The sequence below is a fragment of the Vibrio variabilis genome, assembly GCF_003263785.1.
Lineage (GTDB): Bacteria > Pseudomonadota > Gammaproteobacteria > Enterobacterales > Vibrionaceae > Vibrio > Vibrio variabilis.
The window spans coordinates 1-24,847 of the sequence record NZ_JYJK01000120.1; the positions used below are offsets into that span (position 1 = coordinate 1).

Genomic DNA, 24,847 nt, shown 5'->3' on the forward strand with positions numbered 1-24,847 from the left:
TCCAAGAGTTCATGGCTCAATAAACAGCCTTAAGCCTCGCTCTGCGAGGCTTAATTTTTCCCTTTACATGAAAAGCACTCAGTTCGCTTTTCGATTAAAAGAAGAAGTACGCTATGAAAGGTATTATTTCTATTCAATCACACGTCGTTTATGGACGTGCTGGAAACAGCTCTGCTGTATTCCCACTACAAAGACTTGGCTTTGAAGTTTGGCCAATCCATACGGTTCAGTTCTCAAACCATACACAATACCAACAAGGTTGGACTGGATACGCATTTCACCCGAGTATCATCGGGGAGCTTACACTTGGTTTGAACAAAATTGGTGCTCTCAAAGACTGTGAAGCGATTTTGTCTGGTTACATGGGCAGCGCAGCGCAGGCACATGAAGTATTAAAACTTGTAAACAAAGTAAAGAAAGAAAATCCAAATGCACTCTACGTTTGCGATCCAGTCATGGGTGATTCAGAAAAAGGCTGCATCTTAGATCCGGAAATTACTGACGAGCTAGTTACGCATCTTATGCCTGCAGCAGATGTGATTATTCCAAATCAATTTGAGCTCACTCAGTTCACCGGGATCGAGATAACCTCTCTCGGAGACGCGGTAAAAGCTTGCAAAAAAGCACTCACAATGGGGCCGAAGGTTGTATTGGTGAAACACTTGCACGGCATATCAAATAACATCTTTACCATGATGCTAGCGACTGAAGGCCATTGCTACATGGTTCAGCGTCCTTTCCTGGATTTTGAACGAGAGCCTGTTGGTGTTGGTGACTTAATTTCCGCGCTATTTACGGCTGGCCTTCTCAGCGAGCTTTCACCGGTTAAAGCGTTTGAACATGCAAACAACGCTTGTTATGGCGTACTTCGTGAGACCCACCGACGTGACGAGTGGGAACTTCAAACTGTGGCCGCTCAACAAAGCCTTGTCGATCCAAAAGATCGCTTCTGTGCAACTCAACTAGCGTAAGGAAAAGCTCATGAAGAGTGTCATTATTACAGCGGCATTGCTTTGCTTGAGCAGTGCCGCTAGCGAGAACGTAGAGAGTGGACAATCTAACTCTCTGGGCTCCGACATGTTGGGCTCAACCGCTAAAGGCGCGGCATTGGGTGCCGCTGGCGGTGCAATTTCAGGTGGAAGCGGCACTAAGGGGGCTCAAGTAGGTGCCGGAATTGGCTTGATTGGGGGCGCATTAAAACACGGCGCGGAAAAGAGACATCAAGCAGAAGAATATCAGGTGCAGAAAGACCAAGTTGTCCGTCATTGTATGCAAGGCCGTGGCTACTACGTACTAAACTGATTCGGTTCTTGTAGGATTGGGTCCTTCAAACGCGATTGTGGATATTCAGCTCAAAAAGATATTATCTCTTCGTCAAGGCGTAATGCTCCTTGGTACTGTAATTGAACTCAAAAGGATTAACATGGCGTTTGGGGCAACCCAGCTTTGGGAAGGGATTCCCAATTTTTTTCTACTCTTCCACTAACCCTTTATACATCACAAAGCTATCAACATAACCCAGGCGGCTGTGTTTATAGGCTCTAGGAATCGTCCCCACGATATCAAAGCCAAGACTTTTCCAAAGCGCTACTGCGATAGTATTTGTCGATACAACACTGTTGAACTGCATCGCTTCAAATCCGAGTTTTATAGCGATCTGTTGGGAGTACTCGCACATTAAACGTGCAATCCCCTTCCCTCTGGCACTCTCAGAAACCATATAACCACAGTTACAAATATGACGGCTTGGTCCCGCAGCATTTGCTTTGATGTAAAACGAGCCTAATATCTCTTCGTCTTTTAGATAAACGAATGTTTTAAGTGGCGCTTTACACCAAACATCAAATGACTGATCTAATGTCATGTTTGGCTCAAAAGCGTAGGTTTCCTGAGCCGCTATAACCTCAGAAAACGTAGGCCAAAACGCGTCGAAATCGTCTTTCGTCATTTCACGAAACATGAGTTGTTCCTTAAGTTGTTAGAAACGATTAATCAAACTCGCGCAAGGTGGTTTAAAGGCGACCAACCCATAGCACCTTTGTCATCTGATTTTTCGCACCAAATCCAACCATTAAGTTCAAACTCAGCAATCAGTATTTCACCCACTGCTAATCTATGCTCAACAGCAAGGTAATCACTTTTGACGATCGCGGTATCAGCATCTATCGTGAGTATCTGTTTAGGTACCCACCCCTTCTTACCTTCACTGCGACAAAGAACCCAGTTTGGCCAATCGCCTTGCGGATCAGATTCTTCAACGACAGTAAGTCGCTCTCCCTGTACAACGACAATCGGATGCTCGGGTATATCTGTGTAATGCTTTACCACTTTGTACTGCATATATAGACTTGCTCTTGCTTTAGATATGTTTAACGGAATTAAGAAACAACGTAGGCCAACAAATCAACAACCTGTTCAGGCGTCGTTGCCCATGCTTGTGCAGCGCCATCAACCTCTTTTAGGGCATGTACTAGGTTTGCATCGTGGAGAGTAATGTAGGGTTTGCCGAGCGCCGCACAGTAACCAGCATCAAAAGCCGCATTCCACTGTTTATACTTATCGCCAAAACGAATAATTGCGACATCGCAAGCTTTGATAGCCGTTTGAATTCGAATTGCGTTTACTTTTGCAGACTTGTGGTCGCGCCAAAAACTGTTGAGACTCAGCGCCTAAACCATCGCCCGCAGCATCGCTTGATTCGTGATCGGTGTTAGCAGACGTAAAGCTAATATTAAGGCCTTTCGCTTTGCAGCCCTCGATGATCTGCTCTCGCCAATCGGTGTGAATTTCACCTGATAGATAGACTTTCAACACGCACTCCTTTAACACATTGATTTTTAAAACAGTCTACTCTCAACAAACCTACAGAGCAATGGGGGTTACTTACAGAAAGTATCGATGTAAAGGGCTTCTACTTTATCTCTTGCCCACTGGGTTCGGCGTAAAAATTTAAGAGAGGACTTAATAGACGGATTGTTGTAAAAACAGTTGATCTGGATTTCCGCATCCAAGCCTTCCCAACCGTAATGTTCTTGAAGGCGCACTAAGATTTTTTCTAGTGTTAAACCGTGTAGTGGGTTGTTTGGCTGCTCTTGACTCATGTTCTCTACCTAAATTAATTTAACGGGCGGCAGTGTACCAGAATACACGTCCGCCCACTGCAGATTAATTACGAAGCGCCTGAATCGCTTCGCTGATGGAGTTGAACTGTATCTTAGTCAGGCAGACTTGGGCTAATGAAAATTCATGAGCTCGTACCAGCTCTGTAATATCCTCAAGCGTCAAAGCGTGCTGCTGTGCGACAAAGGTAACGCTAGGGCTAGAATCCTCTTCCATCCTAAACGCGCGCCCGACAGAATCAATCACTATGTCTTCGTCACTAGCAATTAGCGACTCCAACTCTTTGGTTAACTCGGTTTCGGAAGCAAGAAATATCAACTCGTCGTCGCCTTCGAGTTTGAGCAGGCATGGCCATTGAATCATAGCGGTTTCTATAGGGGGTTTAGTATTGTGACTACGAATCACAATTATCTGTGTTTGTATTGAGTAGGACAATACCCTCTGGTGACGTTGCCACTTCTTAATTTCGCGTGTTTAGTCGCCCTTCCAGAAACACGAGCCCGCCATAACTTGAAACTGTTCTTCTTGAGTCGGGTGCGCATAAAACGTATCAACTCAGATTCGTTCATTCCATACTGCAACCGGATAGCCTCGAAAGGGGTTCTATCCTCCCAAGCCATCTCGATTATTCTAGACTCCACCTCTTGCGACACTTCCATCCATTACTCTCCATTAAACGCAAAAACTGTACTACGTCGAGATGGCTTTGAAAGTTCAGGCAACGTTGATCCGTCACCCTCGTTTCCACACTCACCTCATGCCCCAACTGAGCCAAGAACGAGCGCATAAAGTCAGTCCGTTTTTCAGCCTCGTGTTTTGCTGAATCTGTTTGCATCATAGACACTGACGTTTAGATGCATACCAACCTGCAAACAACGTACTATTCCAATGGCCCCAAGGGCATCAAGTCGGTCTGCATCCTGTACTGATTTGGCTTTCAAAGTTTGTGGAGCAATATTGGCGCTAAAGCTATGGGCAACACTACAGTGGTGTATGGCTGGGAGATATTTAGAAGCAAGGAGTTTGAGGTGAACAAAAGGACATCCTTTTCCTTTAGTTTCATGAAGTTTGGGTAACGAGTTAATCTACCAAGTAGTATCCAATCAGGTCTTGGTCTTCAAGTCCCTGCAGGCGACCTTCTTGAAGTAGAAGATCATCGCCGCCTTTCGTCATTCGGTCCCAATCATTTATTGGATTTTCAGCTCCGCTTCCGTCGATAACCCAAACATTGTCCAGACCTTTTTGGTACTGCTCTTTTTCAAACAGCTCGTCGCTAAACCAAACTCGTGACATCTTGCTCATCATTGCTTCATCGCTATCAGACACACTAAACGTCGTCCCATCTGAGCGAACAGCCTTGTTAAAAACGAAAGGGAGTTCAGAACCAAAACATGGTGTACCGAAACTACAGCTCAGCGATTTAACCACCTGGATAAGATCCGTTTCCTTCTCGTTAAACAAGTTGCCTTTTGGCAATGAGTTAAAACTGCCACGGTAGTTGAACTCATACATAGTCGCCTGAATTTGAGAATCTTGCGCAGCAGCAACCTTATTACGAATAGGGCCTGCAAACATCATATCGTTTGTCATTTGGTTGAACTGCTTCATATTGTCGAGCGCGCCACTAAGCTCTTGCTCTGAGTTCGCCACGTAATCCTCAAGGCCAAGTAGAGTCTTTGTTTCATCTGTATTACCAAGACCGTAAAACAAAGTAGTGACCGCCTCATAAGCGGTTTCTGGTAAAAGATTGATAATTTCGCTCAAGTCGAGTTGAGTGTTTACATCATTTGCATCGATAGTCGCCAGTTCTGCTTGCAACAACGCAACGTTTTCCTCTTCTTTAAGCCAGCTAGCGATAGCTTCTGCTGTTTGCGCTGCATCATCTTGAACCAATAACTCTGGATCATTATTCATGATCAAATCCACTACCATTGGGATTAAGAAGGTAATATCCGCTAATGCGCCGAAAGTTCGGTCATCTGCCGCGTTGAAGCCAGCAACCGTTGGTACCGTTAGTTCGGTATCAAAAGGTTGAGATTTAAAATGGTAGCCTTCTTGCACGTATTTTAAACGATACTCAATATAGGGTGCGAACGGCATTAGCGATGAAATTGGCGTCTCATTTGAGCTAATTGGGTTTATTGTACCTGCACTGCTCAACACCCAATCGACAACCTTAGATGTGGCTTTAGACATGGATTGTTGCTTATCCATAATCTCCTTCAACGACATATTTTCCATCTCGGTTACCGTCGCGAAAGACTTTGCATTGCTGCTGCTTTTATACTCAAAACCGTATGGGTTGCTTTGCATGATTGCGCGCTGGAAGTATTTTTCGGCGACAAAATCTTCACTACTAGCTTGCTGCAAGATACCAATGGACATAGCGCCTGCGCCCTGCCCCATGAGAGTTACCTTCCCTGCATCACCACCAAATTTTTCGATATTATCGTGAACCCACTCTAATGCTCGTTTTTGGTCACCAATACCAAAGTTGCCACCTTTGCGATCATCAGTGTAAGTCGAACCAAGTAAACCTAAACGGTAATTAAATGTGACTGCAATAAAAGGCTGTCCGTCGAGTTGTCCTTGAGCGACTACGTTGTCACCGTGAATGTGCGGATCCGAGCCAGCGCCGTTTTCAAAGTTTCCACCATGAATGAACACGTATACAGGTACTTGTTGATCAGCATCTAGGTTACTAGGACGCCAAATATTAAGATTTAGGCATTCTTCGGATTGACGAATGTCGGTTAACGCCGTTTGCGGACATACAGCGCCAAACTCTGTGGCATAACCATCTTCTAGAGCAACCGTTTCACTGTGATTGAAGCGAGTCGCTTCCGCATAAGGGATACCCTTAAAGCTTTCAATACGAACCTTTTGCTCTGTGCCGCCAGTGTCGAGTACCACAACCGATTCACTGGTACCAACTAATGTAACGTCACCAATTTCCGTTTCAACTGGGTAACTCAGACCCGGTTTAAGCGGCTCAGGCTCACTGGGTTTCGTGCTTGAGGTATTGCTGCCACCACAGGCAGCAAGCGCTAAGGGAATAGCTAAAGAGATTGCGGTACGAACAGACTTATTCATGATTGACCTTACTCAACGTGTTTTTAGTAGTTAATAAACGAGGGCTACGTCACATCACCCTCTTTAAGTTTGGTCATTTTATGAGCTGATTTTAAATTACGTGAATCGCGTTTGAAGGACACAATCATCACCTCTTTTCCATGCAGATAAATCTATCTAACGAGTTCTTCCCTAAGCTCCTTGGCAATTTCAGCAATGCGTTTTTCTTCAACATTAAAATCACTGAGTAACTCTCGCCCCTTACTAATGGTACTTTCGATATAAACTGAGCTCGCATGCTTTACACCCAGCTCACCCAAGTATCGTTCATCTTGCTTTGAGTTTGTCCTGGCGTAGATTTCTAGTGCTTTATAGCGGCACAATGCTCGAGCTATCTTCCTTAATCTCACAGACTCCGTCACTGAAATAAATGACGCTTGAGCAAACTTCAGCCCCGACCGCTGTTGTGTTTTTATCGAAAGAATGTCCCCAAAGTGAGCATTGAGATTCAGCGCTTTAGAACGACTGACGCGGTCATAATCCAGATCATAACCGACATAACTGATACCCGCTTTTTCAGCCATCATACAAACAAGCCTGCCAACCTCATCTAAACCCACTACAACGAGTTCGCTACGCGATGAACCGTCTTCAAGTCGTTGTTCTTGCTGAGTAATGAGGGCGTCACAAATTCTCTTTCCGAACTCGTACAACCAAGGTGTCGCTATCATGCTCAAACTAATCACAACAAAACCAATTGAGACCGTTTGTGGAGACAAAAGCTCAAACGCTTGAGCGACGCCAAACAGTACAAACGCAAACTCACCAACTTGAGCAAGGGCGAACGCCGTTTTGGTTGCCACTAATTTGCCTTTGCGATCTATGATTGTGAGCCCAAAGAAAACCAAGAATTTAACTAGGATGGTCATGACCAGCAGCCCCAAAATCAGGACGGGGTGACCGGTGATGATATTTGGATCAATCGACATGCTACCGCCAAGAAGAACAGAGACATTAAAATGCCTTTAATTGGCGCGACGACCTCCTCCAGTATGTGTTTGAACTCCGAATCGGAGAGCAACATACCCAGCAAGAAGACGCCCAAGGTTTCAGATAGTCCCGCTTGCTGTGAACAGAGAACTGTCAACAGGATGGCACTTGCAAGCATCAGTACAAAGGCTTCTTTGCTTCGCAGTTTTGCACTCCATACAAGTAACTTGGGCAACACAAACCTGGCCAACAACACAATCAGGGTTATGACGCTACAAAGACCAAACTTTTTTCGAGTAACCCCACCTGATCTTCGACTTTGCTATGAGCAAGAATGGGAATGATCCCCATCACCAAAACAATACTCATATCCTGCCCCATTAGATTGGCAAAAATGTTCTTCCCATGGGAGGTTCCCAGTTCGTGCTTGTCGGCGAGCATACTGACCACAACCGCAGTCGAAGATTGGGCAAGGATCAAACCAAGAACCAATCCCACTTCCCAAGAAACAGCAAATAGGCTCGCGATAATAGTAAAGCATGCGCCCGTTAGCGCGACTTGGCCCATTCCCTGCAGCAAAAGCGTTTTGCGCATACTCCAGAGCTGCTTTGGTCGCATCTCAAGACCCAGAGTAAATAGAAACAACACAACACCAAAATCTGCTATGGATTGAAGCGTTTCGACATTATTAGAAGCGACTAAGCCCGGTGTGTTGGGGCCTAAAATTGCTCCGGCAATAATAAAGCCTACTACTGAGCCGACGTTAAGACGGACACACAGTGCAACGCAGCAACCAATGATCAGAAACGCCATGGCCGCGGTCATTAAGAAGCTGTTCATGTCCATCGTTTAGAACCCCGTACCAACTTGGAAGTAAGCTGTGCCTTGATCCTCACTGAAGCCACATCGACACCTACGTGAATGCCGTAACGGCGCGCAATCTGATAGCGAAAGCCAACGCCATAGGCATCGACCGTATCTTCAAACAGCTCACTGTGTTCCTCTGCGGTTGAACCAACGCCATAAAAGGCGTTGATAGTCCAACGATGGTTCAAATGCCACATCGCCTGAGCTTGTAACGTACTCACTTCATCGCCCTGATACTTATAAGCCGCTACACCTCGCATATTGATATAGGGTCTTGCCAAAGGTGGTAGATAACTTTCGTCGGTGTTGAGAGAGCTGTATGAACCAGCAAACGCCAAAGTTAAATGCTTATTTACTGGCAGGTATTGATAGGCATCGACCTCAAATGTCGCGTAATCAAAATCGCTGCCTAAAGCAGAATCGTAAACCAAATATTCTGCAACGACAGACGAGCCTTGAGTCGGGAAAAATAGGTTATTTCTGGTGTCGTATTCCGCCACCACTCCCAATGCCGAGAGTGAACTATCGAATTTCGCACCGAGATTGGAGAAATCAAAGTTTTGATCATTTACCGCTAGTGAGAGTGAATCAATGGCTGTGCTGAAGCTCGAATAGGTTTGCGACACACCTAAAAACAGGTCACTGTTTGGGATTCGAAACGATACTCGCTGCTTCATTAAAAAACCTTCACTCTCGGTTCCTGCCCCAAGAGTTCCCGAATAAGGTTCGATAAAGCCGGGTAAACCCTCTCCTTGAAATCGCTTATAAACATCTATGTTAGCGTGGCCGTACCCAGCACCACCGATATAACGGATGCTGTCTTCATTCCAAGTATGTCGATGACCAATAAGCGCCATCCATGTGCCGTTGTCAGTGTAGGCACCGCCAGCCACAGTAATCGCTGGTGCGAGCAGTTGAGCGCCTCCATCAAGTGATGTTAGTGCGTGCTGCTTGCGTTTTGCACGCTCCTCATCTGATTCATGAAGAAACATGCCCAACATTCCACCACCCACACCAATTGCGGGTTCGGTAATGACAATAGGAACAGGCAAAAAACCATAGGCATTGTTCGCTAGGTAATCACCCATGTCTAAGTATCCGTCTTGTGGATCAATCATTGCACCACTAAAAGGACTCGCAAAAATGGAAAATGCAAATAGTGCCGCTGTCGAAGAGTGTGTGTTGAATTTAATCATGGGGAAGATCGCCGATTAAAAAAGACCCGACTAATACCGCTCAAACTGTTCCCGTTTGGTATTAATCGAGCCAAAATTGAAATGTTGTTATTTTTGGTTCGTTAAGGTGCTTCTGTTACCCACAAGGTTTCACCTTGTGCTTTGCGGTAGCCATAGTTGTAAAGGTTGTTCATGTACTCAGCATCAAACATCTTTTTACCCTTTTTATGAGCTTTAAACGACGTATCCACATAAGTAAACGCTATGTCATAGTCGTTCCTTTCGCTCATATAGAGCATGCGATACATGTCTCCGCGGGTTTGCTGCAGTGTTAAGTTGCTAAGACTGCGCGACAACAGATCCATGCCCTTGTCTTTTACTTGCTTATAACCCGGCTCAAGCGTACCGTTTCGAATAACATGTACTTGAGGTGCCTGTTCCAAACCCATCGCTTCACTCAACTTGCCGTAGTCAAAGTTTGATGGGTCGAAAAACATTTGGAACGTGAGACCACCGTCAACATGCAATTCCTCAAGCGTTTTGCCTTCGTATTCAACGTTAATGAACTGTGGCGGAAATACTCCCGGGATCGAGGCACTGGCAGCTAATATTTGGTGGATTAGCTGCGTTTTATTTGGTAGTTCACTGGCTGCTATTTCACCTAAGTTCCAAGTAATTTGCTTGCCTGAATCAAAATGAGTCGTACCGATGAATAAGCGCTTACCTAAGCGATGCTGCTCTGAAATTTTTGCAATCATCTCATCGCTGTAAGTGGTTTCCATGAGCTCAAGCAGGCTTTTACCGTTAGTAAAAGCATCTTTAAAGATCGTATTCAGGAAGTTCTTTTTACCCAGAACTTCTCGATCGTCTAGGCTCAACATAACGTCGCGAAGTTTGTGTATATCCTCACCACCGGTGAAAACAAACGGGGCAATAAGCGCACCGGCACTTACTCCGGTTACAATCGAGTAGTCTGGAAGCTTTCCTGCATCATAAAGACCATTGACTACACCAGCGCCAAAGGCGCCATTGGCGCCTCCACCAGATAGGGCAAGAATGCTCATTCTGTCGCCATTTACGGTAATCGCAGTAGGCTGATATTGGTTTTCTAATAAAAACTCTGGACCTTCGTTACCCCAAAATCGGTAAGGTTCTTCGCCTTTGAATTGCTCTGAGTGTTGAAGGTTAACTTCTGCGTAATTTTCTTTTGTTACTCGGTCTTCCAAAGCATGTTGTGATGAACAAGCGCTCAAAACCAGTGCCATAAGCACAATCGAATATTTTTTCGTTGTCATTGCGATATCTCTTAAATAAACGTAGGTCCAAGCTCGATTAGAAACGGTAACCGAGGTTAACTGTGAATGAGTTACGGGTTTCACCTTTGTTATAAAGGAAAGTCATGTTGTAGTGTTTACCAATTTGCTTGTTAAAACCGACCATGTAAGCCCATTTGTTTAGGTTCACACCTACGTCATATTCAAGACTCGTATCCCACCCCAACGCAGGGCCCAAGTCTCCAGTCATACTTGGTTTAAGAGCTTGGTATTCCGCACCAACAAAGAACTGTGCACGCCAGTCAGCAAACTGATACCCCAGCATTGGCTGTGCGGTGACAATGCCATCCCCCAATCTGCGGTTGAGCCTTTGAGACGAGTCTTTGAGTAAGTTGCGGTAACTGAGGCAAATAGTTGCTTGTACCCCATACTCAACGTCGTACCTACACCAATCAAGTCATACTGAAGTTTGACCGGTACGCTAAAGTTGATTGGGTCGAGACCAATTGGCCCAATAATATTGATTGGTTGTGTTTGTGCATCGACCATTGCATCTACGTCGATTTGACCGACATAACCAAACACGTTCCAAAACGGTAAGATGTTTACATCGCCACGCACGGTATAAGACTCAGCTGTCACGTGAGCAATCGTATTCTCTGGATCAACAATGCCTTCTAATTGCAAACCACCAATGTTGAAATCAGTGAAGTTGAAATCCATGTCCTGACGTCGATATGACGCTGAGATACCAAATGGCAGCGGGACATCAATACCTTGACGACGAACCATGTCAGCCATCAGCGGAAATGTTCTATCTAGCTTTACATATTCTTCTCGCATGCGAGGGTCTGACACTTCTGACAGTAACGGCTCGTCCTGAACAACGGCGCCTAGGTCTTCGTCGTAATAAACGACCGGTGTCAGTTCGATTTCCAAGTTAAGATCTTTCTTCTTTTTCTTACCTTCAGCGGTAATGATCTTTTTGTTGACCACAACTCGACCGTTCGGCAGATTGTCGAAGAATGTCATTTGCTTATATGTCTCAATCGCGTAATCGCCCTGATTAAACGGGGAGTTATTTGTCACAATAAGTGACACAGGCTGACCATCAGACAGCAATAATTTTCCGCGCATAAAACGAAAATAAGCAATATCTTGTGGAAGAGTGTACTTTGAGTAATTAAACTCAATCTCAAGATCACCATTATCTAGCTCTGTGACAACCACCGAGTTTTTATCGTACATTTCTGCATATTGACGGAGCTTGTATTCGGCCTTAGTGATGTTCTCAATATTTTCAATAAGATCGGTATTCTCATCGACCTTAGAAGGGTCATATTTAATACGCAGGTCGATGTTGCCTTTCGTATCTGTCGTTTGAACCAAATACACTTCATTATCGACACTTACCCCATCAAGTGTCTCGGTTTTACGCGCATGTTCAACAACATGGTCGCCTTGAAGCATTGAACTAATCGCCAGCTTTGGAAGGTATTTTGGCACCCCGTACTGTTCTAAAATATCGACTTCGCTATTATCAATTGTTGTTGGTTGCTCTTTAGCAAAGGCATTGGTTGTAATAGCAAGAGGCAGTAATAACATCGCAGTCGCGCGAGATAGTGTTTTCAGCTTTAGCATTTTGAATAACCTAGTTCGGCGGGTCCAAGTCTATAAACCGTCGCCAGTATTCAGATTGCGTGTGTAACTCCTTGTAATCACGGGAACGTTTGAGAAGCTCAATGCCAGAGGCACAAAAAGATAACGAAAATGCGTGCTAAGTTTTCTGGGGTTGCTGTCTCAACGAGGAGAATTATTAACCAGTTTTGAAAAACCAATTAATCGCGTTTGAAGGACCCAATCCTCACACCTATACTGAAACAAACCATTACAATGTTATCGGTAATTTACCCATCTCTTCTCTTAATTGAGATGCTAGGCTTCTCCGGCACAACTACTATATTGAGACGTATATGAACTTCAGCATTGAACAGCTACAGAGTTTTGTTGCGGTGTACGAACAAGGATCGTTCAGTAAAGCTGCGCAAGCACTCGACAAACACAGAACGACAATTGGACAAGTAATCAGCAATTTAGAGGATGAGTTGGCAGTAGAACTCTTTGAAAGAGTGGGAAGAACTGCGCAACCGACTGAAGATGCAACTCTACTTTATCGGTATGCAAAGCAGGTCATTGAACAGGCTCGCTCATTCGATAAGCTTGCGCTTAGTTTGTCATTTGGTGAGCTTGAATCAATCACCATAGCCTACACGAGTTTTTTACCTCCTAAAGCGCTCAGTGCCGTTAGAAAGAAACTTCAAGAATTACATCCTTCTATGAAGGTCAACATGATCATCCGTAATAGAGAAACTATTCGTGAAGGGATTATCAACGACACCATTCAGTTTGGTCTAGTGAATGTGGATAGTAGAAATGTTATTGGCAGTTTTGACTCAACCCTTGTTAACAATATTTCATTCGGTCTTTTTGCGTCTAAGAGCCATGAAATTCACTCTATACCAAAAGAACAAAGGTGGGGAACGCTTAAATCAAGTAAACAAATTGTTCTTAGGGGAATGATTGAAGATAAAATGGAGGACAAGATTGTTCTTTCTTCCGATTGTGAAGCGGTTGATCAGCTTACTTTAGCGATACAGCTTGTCAAAGACGGTGTCGGCTGGGGCCTCCTCCCTAGACTGGTCACCTACACGGATTTCGATCCTGGCGATATAGTTGAAATTGAGATTCTGTCGTTCATGAGCATTTTAGGGTGCCGATGGCCGTATGGTCACCGCACTCAAAACACTTAAGAACCATACATTCTGAGATTGTCAGTGCTTTGGTTTCCTACGTCGAAGTAGTAAACAAAAATGCACTCAAGCTTCAAGACATTTCAGACTAATACACAAAAAGATGATCGAAAAGCCCTCTGCCACTTGCTGAGGGTTCCATCCTTCAAACGCGATTAAACGTTTCAAATCCCTACCGTTAATATCCTCTCCAACGAAACAACACACCCTTTCGAGAGGAACACATGAAAAAACTACTTATTCCTGCAATGATCGCTGCCGTTTCTGCTACTGCATTTGCTCAGCCACACCATAGCCACAAAACGAACCTAGATATTATTAACGAAGAAATGAGCCACCTAGAGCAAGTAGACAACACTGTCGATATGTATGTCGTTACCGATGAAACACCAAACTTTGAGTACATCACATATACAGGCACACTTGAGCAAGACTTTAAAGAGCGCTTCATTTCAAGTAAAGAAGCACAAGAAATGGGCTTGCAGCAAGTTAAAAAGTTCCATGTTTACAGTGCTATGAATGCAAACCAGCTATCAAAAAACATTGTTAAACATATTGAACGTGATGAGCCGAAATACTTCTCTGTCGACTTTTACCAAAATGTCATCGGTAATTCAGACATGGTTGAGTACGTGGCGAAAGTTATCGAGTACAAATAATCACAACATATAGCCCTGTTAATTCAGGGCTATCAATCCCCAAATGAACACACAACTTTATACAAAACTCTTCGTTTTTTTGGCGATTGTATTTCCGTTGTCTGGCTATGCTGCTAGTGATTCAGCATGGCGAATCCAGGCGCCTTTAGTGAACTGGTACATCAAAGACGAGCTTAGATATTGCACTTATCAAACCAACGAGGTTCGATTTTTTATCGTTCAGCGTAAAGGCGAATCCTGTGCTTTAGAAGCTACAGCTGATGTCGAACCGCCTAAGCAAGTAAAAAAGCCGTCATTAAATGTGCCGAGAAGGTGGAAAGACATCCAATAATTCATCGACTGTTGAATGGATTCAACCTTAGCAAAGGTATTGAACCATGCCATTTTTTAACTCAAAACTCGCGGTTGTCAGTCTAACCTTGCTTGCTCTTGCCGGGTGCGCTACCCCACAACCTAAAGTCCCAGAACAATTTCAGAATGAATGGGAATTTAAAACCGTAAAAGGTAATGTCGCTCTCATCGAAAGTGCCCCAGAAGCAATTGCAAGGCGTATTGACTTAGTTCGTAATGCGAAGGCTCGTATAGACATCGAGTATTTCTCTTGGAACAAAGATACGACTGGCCTGCTATTTCTGAACGAGCTCCTGCTTGCGGCGGATCGCGGCGTAAAGGTGCGCATCATTTTGGACGATCTACTTGTCTTCAATGAAACATGGTTAGCATCAGCTGCAACCCACAACAACCTCGACATCCAAATTTTTAATGCGTTTAACACCCGCAAAGCGGGCTGGTTGACTCGAGCGTTCGATTTTCAGAAGCATCAAAAAAGCCTGGATCACCGTTTGCATGAGAAGTACATGAACATAGACGGAGAAACCTTAATACTTGGCGGAAGAAATATTGGTGATGACTACTTTAGCTATAAGCCAAAGAATAACTTCTTTGATTTAGACATATTGGTTCAAGGTGATGTTGCTGAGGATTTCGAAAGAAATTTCACAGAGCATTGGATTGCTTCATACACATCAGATATCGAATATCTAATCGATACTAAGGACAAGCAACCTTTAGCCTCGTTCAAACGCACCTTTGAAAATATTACAAAGAAAAAGCAAGATGTCATTGCTGACATCGAAACAAGAGTTAGCGCATTGCAAGAGCCAAACTATGTGGCAGCTAAGCTGACTCCCATTTTCGACTCAGCAGAAAAACTAGATGATTCAATGCCTTATTTTCGTCATCGTATCGAGCATTTCGTTTATCGCTATCCAAGTGCAAAGCAGAAACTGGTGATTTCCACACCATACATGTTACCCAATGAAGATGGCTTTAAAGTCGTAGACGACTTTGTTAACCATGGTGCTGACATCACATTGGTCACTAACTCTATGGCTTCAAACGACTCAGGCTTTGTTCCAGCCTATTATCAAAAACATAGAGAAGAGCTGCTTGATAAAGGGGTAAATATCTACGAATACGATACCCATGCGATACACTTGAAAAACGTAAATACTCGTAAAGGGCACTACCATAACAAGGCGTTTATTCTCGACAACCAACTGAGCTATATCGGGTCTTCAAACTTCGACCCTCGCTCAGACTTTTTGAACTTAGAGTTTGGAGTCATGATCGAAAGTGAAGAGTTTGCGCGGCAGTTAGAGCACTACCTCCTTGGAGACAAGAGCTTGTATTGGAAAGTCGAGAAAAATAGCCAAGGCAAATTGGAATGGACTCGCGGGAATCAACTGAAAACCAAAGACCCTAATTATAGTGGTTCAAGCAAAGTTTTTGACAAGCTTTACCGAGCCATCAATATCGAAAATGAACTCTAGTAAACGCGCTAGGCTATCCTAGCGCGCCCTTCAATGGCATCACTCTAAGTATTTGGAGGCATTGTTATACGCCTCAATCTCAATTGGCGATTCTCGATAACCAAATATCTTCAACTGCAAAAAGTATTCGCGGGTAATACCTTCTAGGCCAAGCTCCTCTGATTGACGCACATGGATTAATTCATGGGACAGTAACAGCTTATCACCCTTTGCTGCATGCTTAATGTAAATACCATAGCCATACGTCATCCCAACTAAGTATGGCGAATCTAGCCCTAATCGCTCCATTTGAAACTTTAGAGATTCATTTTGGGGCATGGGCAGTTCATCAACATACAATACCCTAACCTTCTCGGGATGCTTTATACCCACACGCTGGGCAATGTCCATATACTGCGGCAATAATGGCACACCATTTTCTAGCGCACGCCTTTCGTTATTCTTAACAAACTCCAGTGCCAACGGCATATATGGGTCAATTTGATCTGTGATGTATTGCGGTGGGTTTTGATGCAGCTCGTGATTGTCTTTACAACCAACTAGACCAGTCAAAAGTAATGGGATAAAGAGTACCGTTGTATACTTAAGCAATGAAAACCTACCTTAACAGATTGAAAAAAAGCCATATTTAAGTCAAACAACGCTACCACACCTGTTTGAATAGCCGAAAAGGTTGGTCTGTTTCTATACTGTCTCTCGCAATTTTGGCATAAAAAAACGCGCTAGCTTCACTAGCGCGTTTTTCATCAATATTCGTTTAACCTTGAACTGGGCGTAACATAAACCAGTAAGGGAAGTTTTCGCTCTTAGAAAGGACTTCAAAACCACGTCGTTCAAACGTCTTCACGACCTTTTCACTTGAGGCAACGACGTAAGTTGGCTTGCCCGCCGCATCGGCTTGATCAGTGACCGTTTTAATCAGTGCACTTGCTAAACCTTTGCCGCCTGCTTTCGGAGAGACACCCAAGCCCCATAGCCAGTAACAATCTTGCATTGGTGGTACAGCAAGCATTTGTTCACACACTTCTTTAGCAATTTCGATTCGGTTAGAGCCCATCATGCGAGTAACAATAGATAACACTTCCATTTTCTGCATGACATCAGGTTGATGAGTGCCTGGCGGGCGCATGATAACGCAGCCATCTCTTTCAGGTGTTGTGTAAACTTCACCACCAGCAAGTCCCCATTCACCCACTGCCCAACGCCAGTAACAATCATGGGCAAAGTCTGCCACTTCATCTTGGCGCAGTGCGGCTTGCATTGCTTCGTTATCTGCGTAGGCATCTAAGAACATGGCACACAGATCAGACACGGCAGTGTAGTCGGCTTTAATAATTTGTAATTCAGACATGCTACTTCCTCTTGGCTAATATGGGTTAGCAAGTACAACTTTCCGCTTGCTAGTCTTGAATTGTCACCCGTTTAGGTTACTTACGTGTAAAACACTTTGTCAATCATCCGATGATGCATTTGACCACTCGCTAACCAAATCACAACACTCTTTCAATATTAGCCAATGCCCTACCTTTTGTTACTAAATGTATCGCAAAGGAATTATGGATAATCATTTGCAGCAACAAGCAGCATTTCCAATTTAACAAGCCGCCTTTGTATCTGTACCTAAGAACGTTTGAGGAAAATTGCCACGACAGCCGCTATCGCAAGAGCAAAACAATAGTAAGAATTTGAGATGATATCTAATGGCGATAAGTTAAATACCGAGCCTAGCAATAGTACCTGAGCACCGTACGGAAGCAGCCCTTGGATTACACAAGAGTAGATATCTAGAAGACTTGCCGAACGCTTTGGCGCGACTTGATACTCATCGGCCAACTCTTTAGCCACACTGCCCGACACAATAATCGCCACGGTGTTGTTCGCCGTACAGAAGTTGACCATTGAAACCAAACCAGCGATACCAAACTCACTTGCTCTTCGGCTTGACGTTTTATCATGGGTCGAGCCAAAAGTTCGAATAGCTCGACTCACTAGCTTAGTTAAAAATGCCAATCCACCTTGCTGGCGCATCAGCTCACTCAAACCGCCAATTAGCATCGATAACAGGAAGATTTCCTGCATATTACCAAAACCAGTGTAAATATCTTGGCCGAGTGTCGTTAGACTGTAGTCATCAACAGAGAGCAAACTCACTCCACCAGCAAGCAAAATACCGACAGTCAACACAACGAACACATTCAAACCCGATACCGCAAGAACAAGAATGGCCAAATAAGGCATTACTTTCAGCCACTCAATATCGCCAGTTTCAGGTAAAGTCGTCGCCGAACTATTGAAAGCAAAAATAAGCATCGCAACTAACGCAGCGGGAATCGCGATTTTGACGTTCTCTTTAAACTTGTCTCTCATGTGACACCCTTGAGAGCGCGTCGCTGCAATAGTGGTATCCGAGATAATCGACAAGTTGTCGCCAAACATCGCACCGCTAAGCACTACACCCGCCGTCAACGGAATGCTCATTCCCGCTGATTGGGCGATTCCAAGAGCAACCGGAGCAACAGCTGCGATTGTTCCCATTGACGTACCCATTGCGGTGGCAATAAAGGCAGAAATAAGAAAAATACCTGGCAAAATCAGACTGGTTGGGATGGCCGAAAGGCCAAGATTTACCGTTGCATCTACGCCGCCCGAGGCTTTAGCGACCGCAGCAAAAGCACCAGCCAACAAATAGATCATGCACATTGCAACGATGTCTTGATGGCCAACACCACGTAAAAACTGCTCAATAGCACGGTTAAGCTTCTCTTTACTCAGCAAGACTGCTAATACCACAGCTGGAAGCGCTGCAATCGGTGCTGGTAGCTGATAGAAAGCAAATTCAACCCCTTGCCAAGATAGGTAGCTACCTACTCCAATAAAAAGAGCTAAAAAAAATGCAAGAGGTAACAGAGCTACGCCAGAAGCTTGAACTGATTGAGAGGTTTTATGTTGTGTAGACATACTGAAAGTCGCGTCGATGACAGAAAGGCGAGCAGACTAATCTCAACCAATAGACTTGTCAACGTCTAGACGTCCAAATGTCCAAGAATTAATTACAAAACGAAATGAGTTGCACATAAGTAATTAGAGCGCTGTGGAATAGTGGTCATAGTGTTCAAGCCAAGCGATCGCCTCATTCATTGGCATCGCTTTGGCATAATAGAACCCCTGTGCAACCTTTATGCCGTACTCTCTCGCGAAAGCCTGCTGCTGTACTGTTTCTACCCCTTCAATCACAATATCAAAGCTGAGCTCCTTGGACAGTAAAGTGATAGCTTTAATGATCGCTCGTGTTTCGGGCTTATTGGCTGCCTCTTTAGTGAAGGAGCTATCTATTTTAACGGTCGAGAATGGGAAGTTTTTCAATAAATCTAGCGAGGCATTACCAGTGCCAAAATCGTCCAACTGCAACGAAAAGCCCATTTCTTTGAGTCGGTCTAGAGAAAGCAGTGTTTCCTGTTTATTTCGAATTATCGCGGTTTCGGTCAGTTCGAGTGGAAAGCGGCTCGCACTCAGTCCTGTTTCAAGTACCCTGCGTTTCAAAAATGGAATAAAGTGCTCATGTTCAAGTTGTACAGCAGAGATATTGATCGACACAGTATGATTGAAACCGTTGCTCTCCAACCTACGTTGAAACTCTATGCATTTTTCAAACACAAACTCGCCAACCCTTATAATATCGACGGTTCTTTCAAGCATTGGAACAAAGACAGCCGGACTCACGTAACTGCCATCACTTTGTTTCCAACGTAGCAGAGCCTCAAATCCCGTCACATTCAAAGTACTAACTTCCACTTGAGGCTGAAACCAGACTTCGAAACTGCCCTGCTCAACCGCCCTGCGAAGTTTATGATATAAACTGAATTTACGTCGCTCGCCTCACCAATATCAACCGTGAAACGCTGAATGCCTGATGTACTCACCGGGTTGCGCTTAGCAAAATACATTGCAGTATCTGCGCAGGAAAGTAGCGACTTGATCTCTACACCATCATCTGGGAAACGTGCTATCCCTATCGAGCAATCAATTCTAAGCTGGGTAGACTCAAAGGTCACTGGAAGACGAATTACGGCTTGTAGCTTTTGCGCGAACAATAGCGCCTCTTGCTCACTGTCGGTGAAATGTAGAATTGCAAACTCGTCGCCCCCTAAACGAGCAATGCTGTCCCTCTCATCAGACAGTTGCAAAATAGCAGCACTCACCGTTTTTAATAATGTATCACCGGCTAAGTGGCCTAAATTGTCATTCACAGACTTAAAGTTATCAATATCAAGGAAAAACAAAAATGCACTGCGATTACTGTTATCAAGAAGTACTTTAAAACGCTCAAAAAAGCTCAATCGATTAGGAAGACCAGTAAGAAAGTCGGTTCGAGCTAGGGATACAGCGTTATCTTCTGCCTCTTTACGCATCTCTACCTCTGCAACGAGCGCTTTTTTACTCACGGTGGTCACTTGGAGCTCCCGGTACATCTCTTCTAGGCCTTGAAACAGTTCATGCCATTCTCGAATACGGGAGTATTTGGAGTGGTTAGAGTCATAATGAGCGTAATCTTGGCCGATTTTCTTCATTTCATGTCGCACAGTTTTAAGCGGCACGATCAACGCCGTATACAGCACAATCAAAACAACGAGTGAAAGAAACGTGGTACTGCCCACCGCCACGGTTTGATACCAAGATAGTCTCGATAACTCGAGCGTCGCGAGTTGTCTCGCCTCTTCACTCAAGTTATGCAGTTGGGTAATCAGATTCTGACTATAAGTGTTCAAATTGATGGTAATCCACTGAATGTCCTTATCTATCGTTGCTTCGCTCAATCGCTCAAATTGCATTCGAATCCGTGAAATATCAGTAGACAGACGCTTGGCCAACATCTTCTCTTCTAGTTGAGTGATGTTGAGTAATTGACCCGCTTGCTTCTCAATCTTGTCGAGGGTATCTGACCACTGCGTTAAAGAGTCAGAACGACGATAGAGATTATAATCAGCAACAATGACGTTCAAACGTGATGCTTGTTGACTGATTTCAAAAGCCTGCTCATCCAACGACAGTACGTCATCTCTCACCGCGTTTTGCTTTTGGGATAGGTAGGCCGTGGTCAGCATGAAAGCAGCAACCAAAGTAACAAACAGGGTTAAGATTTGCTTAATACTCGTTTTCATAGTCTAAAATCGTCTGTCTAAGCGGCGCGGCATCACGAAGCGGTTTTGGTCTTAATAGGCTTTTCGTATCAGTCGTTGAGTCTGCCGACAGACCATGCGACTGCAACCACACAAACTCTCGATCAAACAACGCGATGAGAGGCTGGTAAAGTGACACCGATAACACGCTGTCTGCGAGAAGCTTTTGCACTTGTTTGGCATCAGCGTTAAAGCTGTCCATCAGCACTTGCTTGGCATAATCAGGCTGCTCTTCAAGGACAGACTCTGCGTCAATCATCGCAAGCAGCAATCGCGATACGTCTTCATCGGAAAGGCGTCGATGCGCCAGCATCAATTCATATTGAAGGAACGTACCGGGAAAATACTTCACAAAGCCAGTCTGATTTGTTTGAGAAATAAGCTCTGAAACAAAGGGCTCTCGAATCGTTATATAGTCGCATTCACCCTCAATGAGGTGACGATTGAGTTCAGAGACGGGCACAAATTTAAAGATGACATTTTGCGCACCACTTCGCTCCGCCAAAGCTTGTCCAAAAAAGTGCAGCGCTGATACATACTGCGTACAAAGCACCTTATTTTCGAGATCCGCGAGGCTCGAAAATGGTTGCAGGCTTGCAATAGCATTGGAGTTATCTGAATCAAAGACTGTTGCTACTACCCGATAATCCGGTAGTAAGTTTTGACGTGCGAGATAGGCAATATCCGCGGCGAATATGACGTCGGCATCGATTTCACCATCAATCACTGAACGCAGCGCTAATGTTCCACTGGGTCTAGGTTCGATTGTCAGGTTAAGATTTTGCTTTTCAAACCTTTCTGCAGCATGAGCGAGATACAACAAACTGGCACCGGGCTGAAGACCCGTTACCACGGTGACATCTTTAGGTAGAGATTGCGTCGTTTCCTTCTCACCACAGCCCAAAAGCAGTGTGGCGCACAACATCATAATCGGCACACGTCCCATGTAATGTACCTCGCCTTTTTTCTTTTAATATAGTAAACAATTGGCCGTATTGTATATTTCCTTCAGAAGTACAAAAGAATGCGCAATTAGGCAGCAACAATATCTTAAAAATGGATTGTTGATTGCCATGCTTTGGCAGCGGTGGTCTAATATGGACTCAACGGAAAGCCTGATTGTAAAGGCTCTCTCTCAGAATAAAGGAAGCATGCCCCATGTCTCAGCACCAACCCACTTTTTTCTTCTTCGATTACGAAACTTGGGGGTGAGCCCGGCGAAAGACAGGCCTTGTCAATTCGCTGGGGTAAGAACGGATGCAGACTTTAATATCATTGGCGAGCCTTTGGTCATTTATTGCCAACCACCCGCCGATTACCTTCCTTCACCAGAAGCCGCGCTCATTACCGGAATTACACCTCAGCTATGCCAAGAAAAAGGGCTCTCGGAGCCTGAGTTCATCGCCAAGATTCATGAACAATTAGCGACTCCAAATACCACCAGTCTGGGCTATAATAGCATTCGCTTTGACGATGAAGTGACTCGATACACTTGCTACCGCAATTTCATCGATCCTTATGCTTGGAGCTGGCAAAACGGAAACTCTCGTTGGGATCTACTCGATGTCATGAGAGCGTGTCACGCACTGCGCCCAGAGGGTATTGAGTGGCCAGAAAATGAAGAAGGATTTACCAGCTTCAAATTGGAGCACCTTTCTGTTGCCAACGGTATTGAGCACGAAAACGCGCACGATGCGATGGCCGATGTCATCGCTACTATTGAGCTCGCGAAAAAAGTTAAAGCGGCTCAGCCTAAGCTGTTTGATTATTTTTATTCAATGCGCCAAAAGCGCAAATTGAACGAGTTGGTTGATATCGTCAATATGACGCCACTCATGCACGTCTCAGGAATGCTCGGGAAAGAGTGCCAATACACCAGTTGGGTCGTACCTATTGCTTGGCATCCTACCAATCAAAACGCAGTTATTGTCGCGGATTTAGCGAAAGATCCTCAGCCTTTGCTCGGTCTTGATGTTGAAGCGCTGCACCAAAGGCTCTACACCAAGCGAGATGAACTCGGTCAAGATGAGCTCCCGGTGCCACTCAAGCTTATTCATTTAAACAAGTGCCCAATTCTAGCGCCGGCCAAAACACTCACTGCCGAAAATGCAGCGAACATTGGTATTGATCGCGAACAGTGCTTAAAAAATCTTGCGCTTATTAAGCAGCACCCAGAAGTTCGTGAGAAGTTGATCGGCCTCTACAGCATTGAACGTGAATATGCAGAAGACAATGATGTCGATACTCAACTCTACAGTGGTTTCTTCACTCCTGCGGATAAAAGTGCGATGGATATTATTCGCGAGACAGATCCGAATAATCTGTCTGCATTAGACATTAGTTTTAGTGATCCTAGAATTGAGCCTCTGCTATTCCGATATCGCGCGCGCCATTTCGCTTGGACGCTTGATGAGTCAGAGCAGGCAAGGTGGGCAAATCATTGTCGTGAGTTTTTCGAAAGTCGTATTGAAGACTACATGCTAAATATGGAAAACTTAGTTCACGAACATGAGTCTGACGAGAAAAAGCTCGCCATACTAAAATCCGTCTACCGCTACGTGGAGCGTCTCGTTTCTTAACACCTCCATCCACGTAGTCGAAGGCAGCCTAATTATTCTATGTTTAGGCTGCCCACTGTATGAACACTCTATTTTTTACTAAGAGGAAGCCATGCTAAAAACCGTGCTTCGCTATGTAGCCTCTTTTGCCATTATTTTTGTTTCACTTTGGTTAGGTAACGCCCTTCAAAGCCTACTCGACGTATCCATTCCCGGAAGTGTGTTTGGCATGTTGCTTTTATTTGCCGGCCTCGCCAGCGGCGTGATTCCGGTTCGCTTAGTGCAACCCGGAGCTCATGTGTTTATTCGCTATATGATTTTGCTTTTTGTGCCGATAAGTGTTGGCCTGATGAATCACTTCGATATGCTAGTAAGCAACGCGCTCCCTATTCTAGCTAGCGCAGTGGGCGGCTCTTTGATTGTGTTGATTGTGCTTTCGGTATTCCTTGATCGATTTTTAAAGAAGGGAGACAAATAATATGTGGCTTCCTGTCACCGTTATCGTGTTTTTTATTGCGCGTTTTATCGCCATAAAAGCGAAGAATCCCATTTTCAATCCGCTTTTACTTAGCATCGCAATGTTGATACCTCTGCTACTGGTACTAAATATACCATTTGATACCTATTACGCAGACAACGAGTGGATCAGCTACTTGCTTCAACCTGCGGTTGTTGCCCTAGCCTATCCCTTGTATGAGCAACTTCCTCAGATACGCCAAAACTGGCGCATCATTGCCCTTGCCTGCGGTGTGGGAAGCATCGCGTCTATGTTTACCGCATCGATTATCGCCGTATTGCTGGGTGCAGACATGGAGCTTATTGCTAGCTTACTCGGTAAGTCTGTAACTACTCCTATTGCGATGGAGGTTTCTAGTCATCTCGGTGGAGAGCCTGCGATTGCAGCCATCCTTGTGTTACTTGTAGGCCTATTCGGTGCCATTATGGCCTATCCAATTTACCAACTATTAGGCGTCACCCACCCGATAGCAAAAGGTCTCACCATGGGAACGGTATCTCACGCCTTAGGCACTGCAACGAGCGCCGAAAAAGATCCTCGCGACGCCGCGTTTAGCTCCTTGGCACTGGTCATTTGCGGCGTCATTACCTCCGTGCTTGCACCCTCTATGTTCGCCTTTTCAATTTGGTTGAGCCATTGGCTTCACTAATACCTATCGCGGGTTGCCAAATCTAGCAGCCCGCTCTTTGTGTGACGTCACTCTTATATTGCAATATTTACAATTGTTGCAGCCACACATGTGATCAGCATCACCTTTATATCCTCAAAACTTGCTTAGAATGTAAAAAAACACTTA

24 protein-coding genes and 5 pseudogenes are annotated in these 24,847 nt (G+C 44.6%); 9 read left to right on the plus strand and 20 right to left on the minus strand.

The genetic code is table 11. The annotated features are described in order from the left end of the window. Window positions 1-113: 113 nt before the first annotated feature. Both pdxY and TZ48_RS20045 read left to right on the plus strand, forming a co-directional pair. Window positions 114-971 (plus strand): pyridoxal kinase PdxY, encoded by an 858-nt coding sequence (gene pdxY / locus TZ48_RS20040; RefSeq protein WP_112480418.1) that lies wholly within the window; start codon window positions 114-116, stop codon window positions 969-971. 10 nt (window positions 972-981) lie between these two features. After that, entirely contained in the window at window positions 982-1,302 is a 321-nt protein-coding gene (locus TZ48_RS20045) for a glycine zipper family protein (protein WP_112480419.1), read from the plus strand. 169 nt (window positions 1,303-1,471) lie between these two features. Here the strand turns inward: TZ48_RS20045 and TZ48_RS20050 are convergent, their stop codons facing one another. The 14 genes and pseudogenes from TZ48_RS20050 to TZ48_RS20115 all read right to left on the minus strand — a co-directional run bounded on the left by TZ48_RS20050 (window position 1,472) and on the right by TZ48_RS20115 (window position 12,139). Beyond that, entirely contained in the window at window positions 1,472-1,960 is a 489-nt protein-coding gene (locus TZ48_RS20050; protein ID WP_112480420.1) for a GNAT family N-acetyltransferase, read from the minus strand. 32 nt (window positions 1,961-1,992) lie between these two features. Then, complete coding sequence (locus tag TZ48_RS20055) at window positions 1,993-2,340, minus strand: SH3 domain-containing protein (RefSeq protein ID WP_112480421.1); 348 nt, start codon at window positions 2,338-2,340, stop codon at window positions 1,993-1,995. A 38-nt stretch (window positions 2,341-2,378) separates the two neighbouring features. Continuing rightward, window positions 2,379-2,814, minus strand: a pseudogene (locus TZ48_RS20060) (YtoQ family protein). Window positions 2,815-2,879: 65 nt separating this feature from the next. Beyond that, entirely contained in the window at window positions 2,880-3,101 is a 222-nt protein-coding gene (locus tag TZ48_RS20065) for a VF530 family protein (protein ID WP_005472135.1), read from the minus strand. A 64-nt stretch (window positions 3,102-3,165) separates the two neighbouring features. Next, window positions 3,166-3,483 (minus strand): DUF4144 family protein, encoded by a 318-nt coding sequence (locus tag TZ48_RS20070; protein WP_112480422.1) that lies wholly within the window; start codon window positions 3,481-3,483, stop codon window positions 3,166-3,168. Window positions 3,484-3,527: 44 nt separating this feature from the next. Continuing rightward, on the minus strand, window positions 3,528-3,779 hold the full coding sequence (locus tag TZ48_RS20075; RefSeq protein WP_112480423.1) for a TIGR03643 family protein: 252 nt from the start codon (window positions 3,777-3,779) through the stop codon (window positions 3,528-3,530). Further along, a pseudogene (locus TZ48_RS25540) lies at window positions 3,746-4,133 on the minus strand (HD domain-containing protein); the annotation flags it as partial. The gene TZ48_RS20075 and the pseudogene TZ48_RS25540, both read right to left, overlap by 34 nt. A 67-nt stretch (window positions 4,134-4,200) precedes the next feature. Then, entirely contained in the window at window positions 4,201-6,213 is a 2,013-nt protein-coding gene (locus tag TZ48_RS20085) for a carboxylesterase family protein (protein ID WP_112480424.1), read from the minus strand. Between the two features lie 152 nt (window positions 6,214-6,365). Continuing rightward, complete coding sequence (locus tag TZ48_RS20090) at window positions 6,366-6,923, minus strand: NAD-binding protein (protein WP_420822971.1); 558 nt, start codon at window positions 6,921-6,923, stop codon at window positions 6,366-6,368. A 42-nt stretch (window positions 6,924-6,965) separates the two neighbouring features. Next, window positions 6,966-7,438 (minus strand): annotated as a pseudogene (locus TZ48_RS26515) (cation:proton antiporter domain-containing protein); the annotation flags it as partial. A gap of 8 nt (window positions 7,439-7,446) precedes the next feature. Beyond that, on the minus strand, window positions 7,447-8,028 hold the full coding sequence (locus tag TZ48_RS20100) for a cation:proton antiporter (protein ID WP_112480427.1): 582 nt from the start codon (window positions 8,026-8,028) through the stop codon (window positions 7,447-7,449). Further along, on the minus strand, window positions 8,019-9,245 hold the full coding sequence (locus tag TZ48_RS20105) for a BamA/TamA family outer membrane protein (RefSeq protein ID WP_239671003.1): 1,227 nt from the start codon (window positions 9,243-9,245) through the stop codon (window positions 8,019-8,021). The genes TZ48_RS20100 and TZ48_RS20105 overlap by 10 nt, the downstream gene beginning before the upstream one ends. A 101-nt stretch (window positions 9,246-9,346) precedes the next feature. Continuing rightward, window positions 9,347-10,519 (minus strand): patatin-like phospholipase family protein, encoded by a 1,173-nt coding sequence (locus tag TZ48_RS20110; protein WP_112480428.1) that lies wholly within the window; start codon window positions 10,517-10,519, stop codon window positions 9,347-9,349. A gap of 37 nt (window positions 10,520-10,556) precedes the next feature. Beyond that, window positions 10,557-12,139, minus strand: a pseudogene (locus TZ48_RS20115) (hypothetical protein). 332 nt (window positions 12,140-12,471) lie between these two features. Here TZ48_RS20115 and TZ48_RS20120 point away from each other — a divergent pair. From TZ48_RS20120 to TZ48_RS20135, 4 genes are all read left to right on the plus strand, one after another. Then, window positions 12,472-13,308 (plus strand): LysR family transcriptional regulator, encoded by an 837-nt coding sequence (locus TZ48_RS20120; RefSeq protein ID WP_239671006.1) that lies wholly within the window; start codon window positions 12,472-12,474, stop codon window positions 13,306-13,308. A gap of 224 nt (window positions 13,309-13,532) precedes the next feature. Continuing rightward, a complete protein-coding gene (locus tag TZ48_RS20125; protein WP_112480429.1) occupies window positions 13,533-13,967 on the plus strand; it encodes a hypothetical protein in 435 nt (144 codons plus the stop codon). A gap of 43 nt (window positions 13,968-14,010) precedes the next feature. Beyond that, entirely contained in the window at window positions 14,011-14,298 is a 288-nt protein-coding gene (locus tag TZ48_RS20130; protein WP_162674677.1) for a hypothetical protein, read from the plus strand. Window positions 14,299-14,344: 46 nt separating this feature from the next. Further along, window positions 14,345-15,799: a phospholipase D-like domain-containing protein gene (locus tag TZ48_RS20135; RefSeq protein ID WP_112480431.1), complete on the plus strand. Its 1,455-nt coding sequence runs from the start codon at window positions 14,345-14,347 to the stop codon at window positions 15,797-15,799. Window positions 15,800-15,838: 39 nt separating this feature from the next. On the opposite strand, the gene TZ48_RS20140 is transcribed toward TZ48_RS20135, so the two are convergent. The 6 genes from TZ48_RS20140 to TZ48_RS20165 all read right to left on the minus strand — a co-directional run bounded on the left by TZ48_RS20140 (window position 15,839) and on the right by TZ48_RS20165 (window position 21,922). Then, a complete protein-coding gene (locus tag TZ48_RS20140; RefSeq protein ID WP_112480432.1) occupies window positions 15,839-16,390 on the minus strand; it encodes a hypothetical protein in 552 nt (183 codons plus the stop codon). Between the two features lie 166 nt (window positions 16,391-16,556). After that, window positions 16,557-17,150, minus strand: a complete 594-nt coding sequence (locus tag TZ48_RS20145; protein WP_112480433.1) for a GNAT family N-acetyltransferase — start codon at window positions 17,148-17,150, stop codon at window positions 16,557-16,559. Window positions 17,151-17,419: 269 nt separating this feature from the next. Then, window positions 17,420-18,757, minus strand: a complete 1,338-nt coding sequence (locus TZ48_RS20150; RefSeq protein WP_112480434.1) for a Na+/H+ antiporter NhaC family protein — start codon at window positions 18,755-18,757, stop codon at window positions 17,420-17,422. A gap of 123 nt (window positions 18,758-18,880) precedes the next feature. Next, on the minus strand, window positions 18,881-19,591 hold the full coding sequence (locus TZ48_RS20155) for an EAL domain-containing protein (RefSeq protein ID WP_112480435.1): 711 nt from the start codon (window positions 19,589-19,591) through the stop codon (window positions 18,881-18,883). Next, window positions 19,573-20,958 (minus strand): GGDEF domain-containing protein, encoded by a 1,386-nt coding sequence (locus tag TZ48_RS20160; RefSeq protein WP_112480436.1) that lies wholly within the window; start codon window positions 20,956-20,958, stop codon window positions 19,573-19,575. The genes TZ48_RS20155 and TZ48_RS20160 overlap by 19 nt, the downstream gene beginning before the upstream one ends. Then, window positions 20,942-21,922 (minus strand): ABC transporter substrate-binding protein, encoded by a 981-nt coding sequence (locus tag TZ48_RS20165; protein WP_112480437.1) that lies wholly within the window; start codon window positions 21,920-21,922, stop codon window positions 20,942-20,944. The genes TZ48_RS20160 and TZ48_RS20165 overlap by 17 nt, the downstream gene beginning before the upstream one ends. Window positions 21,923-22,134: 212 nt before the next feature. Here TZ48_RS20165 and sbcB point away from each other — a divergent pair. The 3 genes and pseudogenes from sbcB (at window position 22,135) to TZ48_RS20180 (ending at window position 24,700) form a co-directional block, all read left to right on the plus strand. Next, window positions 22,135-23,555: pseudogene (gene sbcB / locus TZ48_RS20170) on the plus strand (exodeoxyribonuclease I). Window positions 23,556-23,646: 91 nt separating this feature from the next. Continuing rightward, a complete protein-coding gene (locus tag TZ48_RS20175; RefSeq protein WP_042501367.1) occupies window positions 23,647-24,012 on the plus strand; it encodes a CidA/LrgA family protein in 366 nt (121 codons plus the stop codon). 1 nt (window position 24,013) lies between these two features. Beyond that, window positions 24,014-24,700 carry a CidB/LrgB family autolysis modulator gene (locus TZ48_RS20180; RefSeq protein ID WP_112480438.1) on the plus strand — a complete coding sequence of 229 codons (687 nt, stop codon included), beginning with the start codon at window positions 24,014-24,016 and terminating at the stop codon, window positions 24,698-24,700. Window positions 24,701-24,847 lie beyond the last annotated feature (147 nt).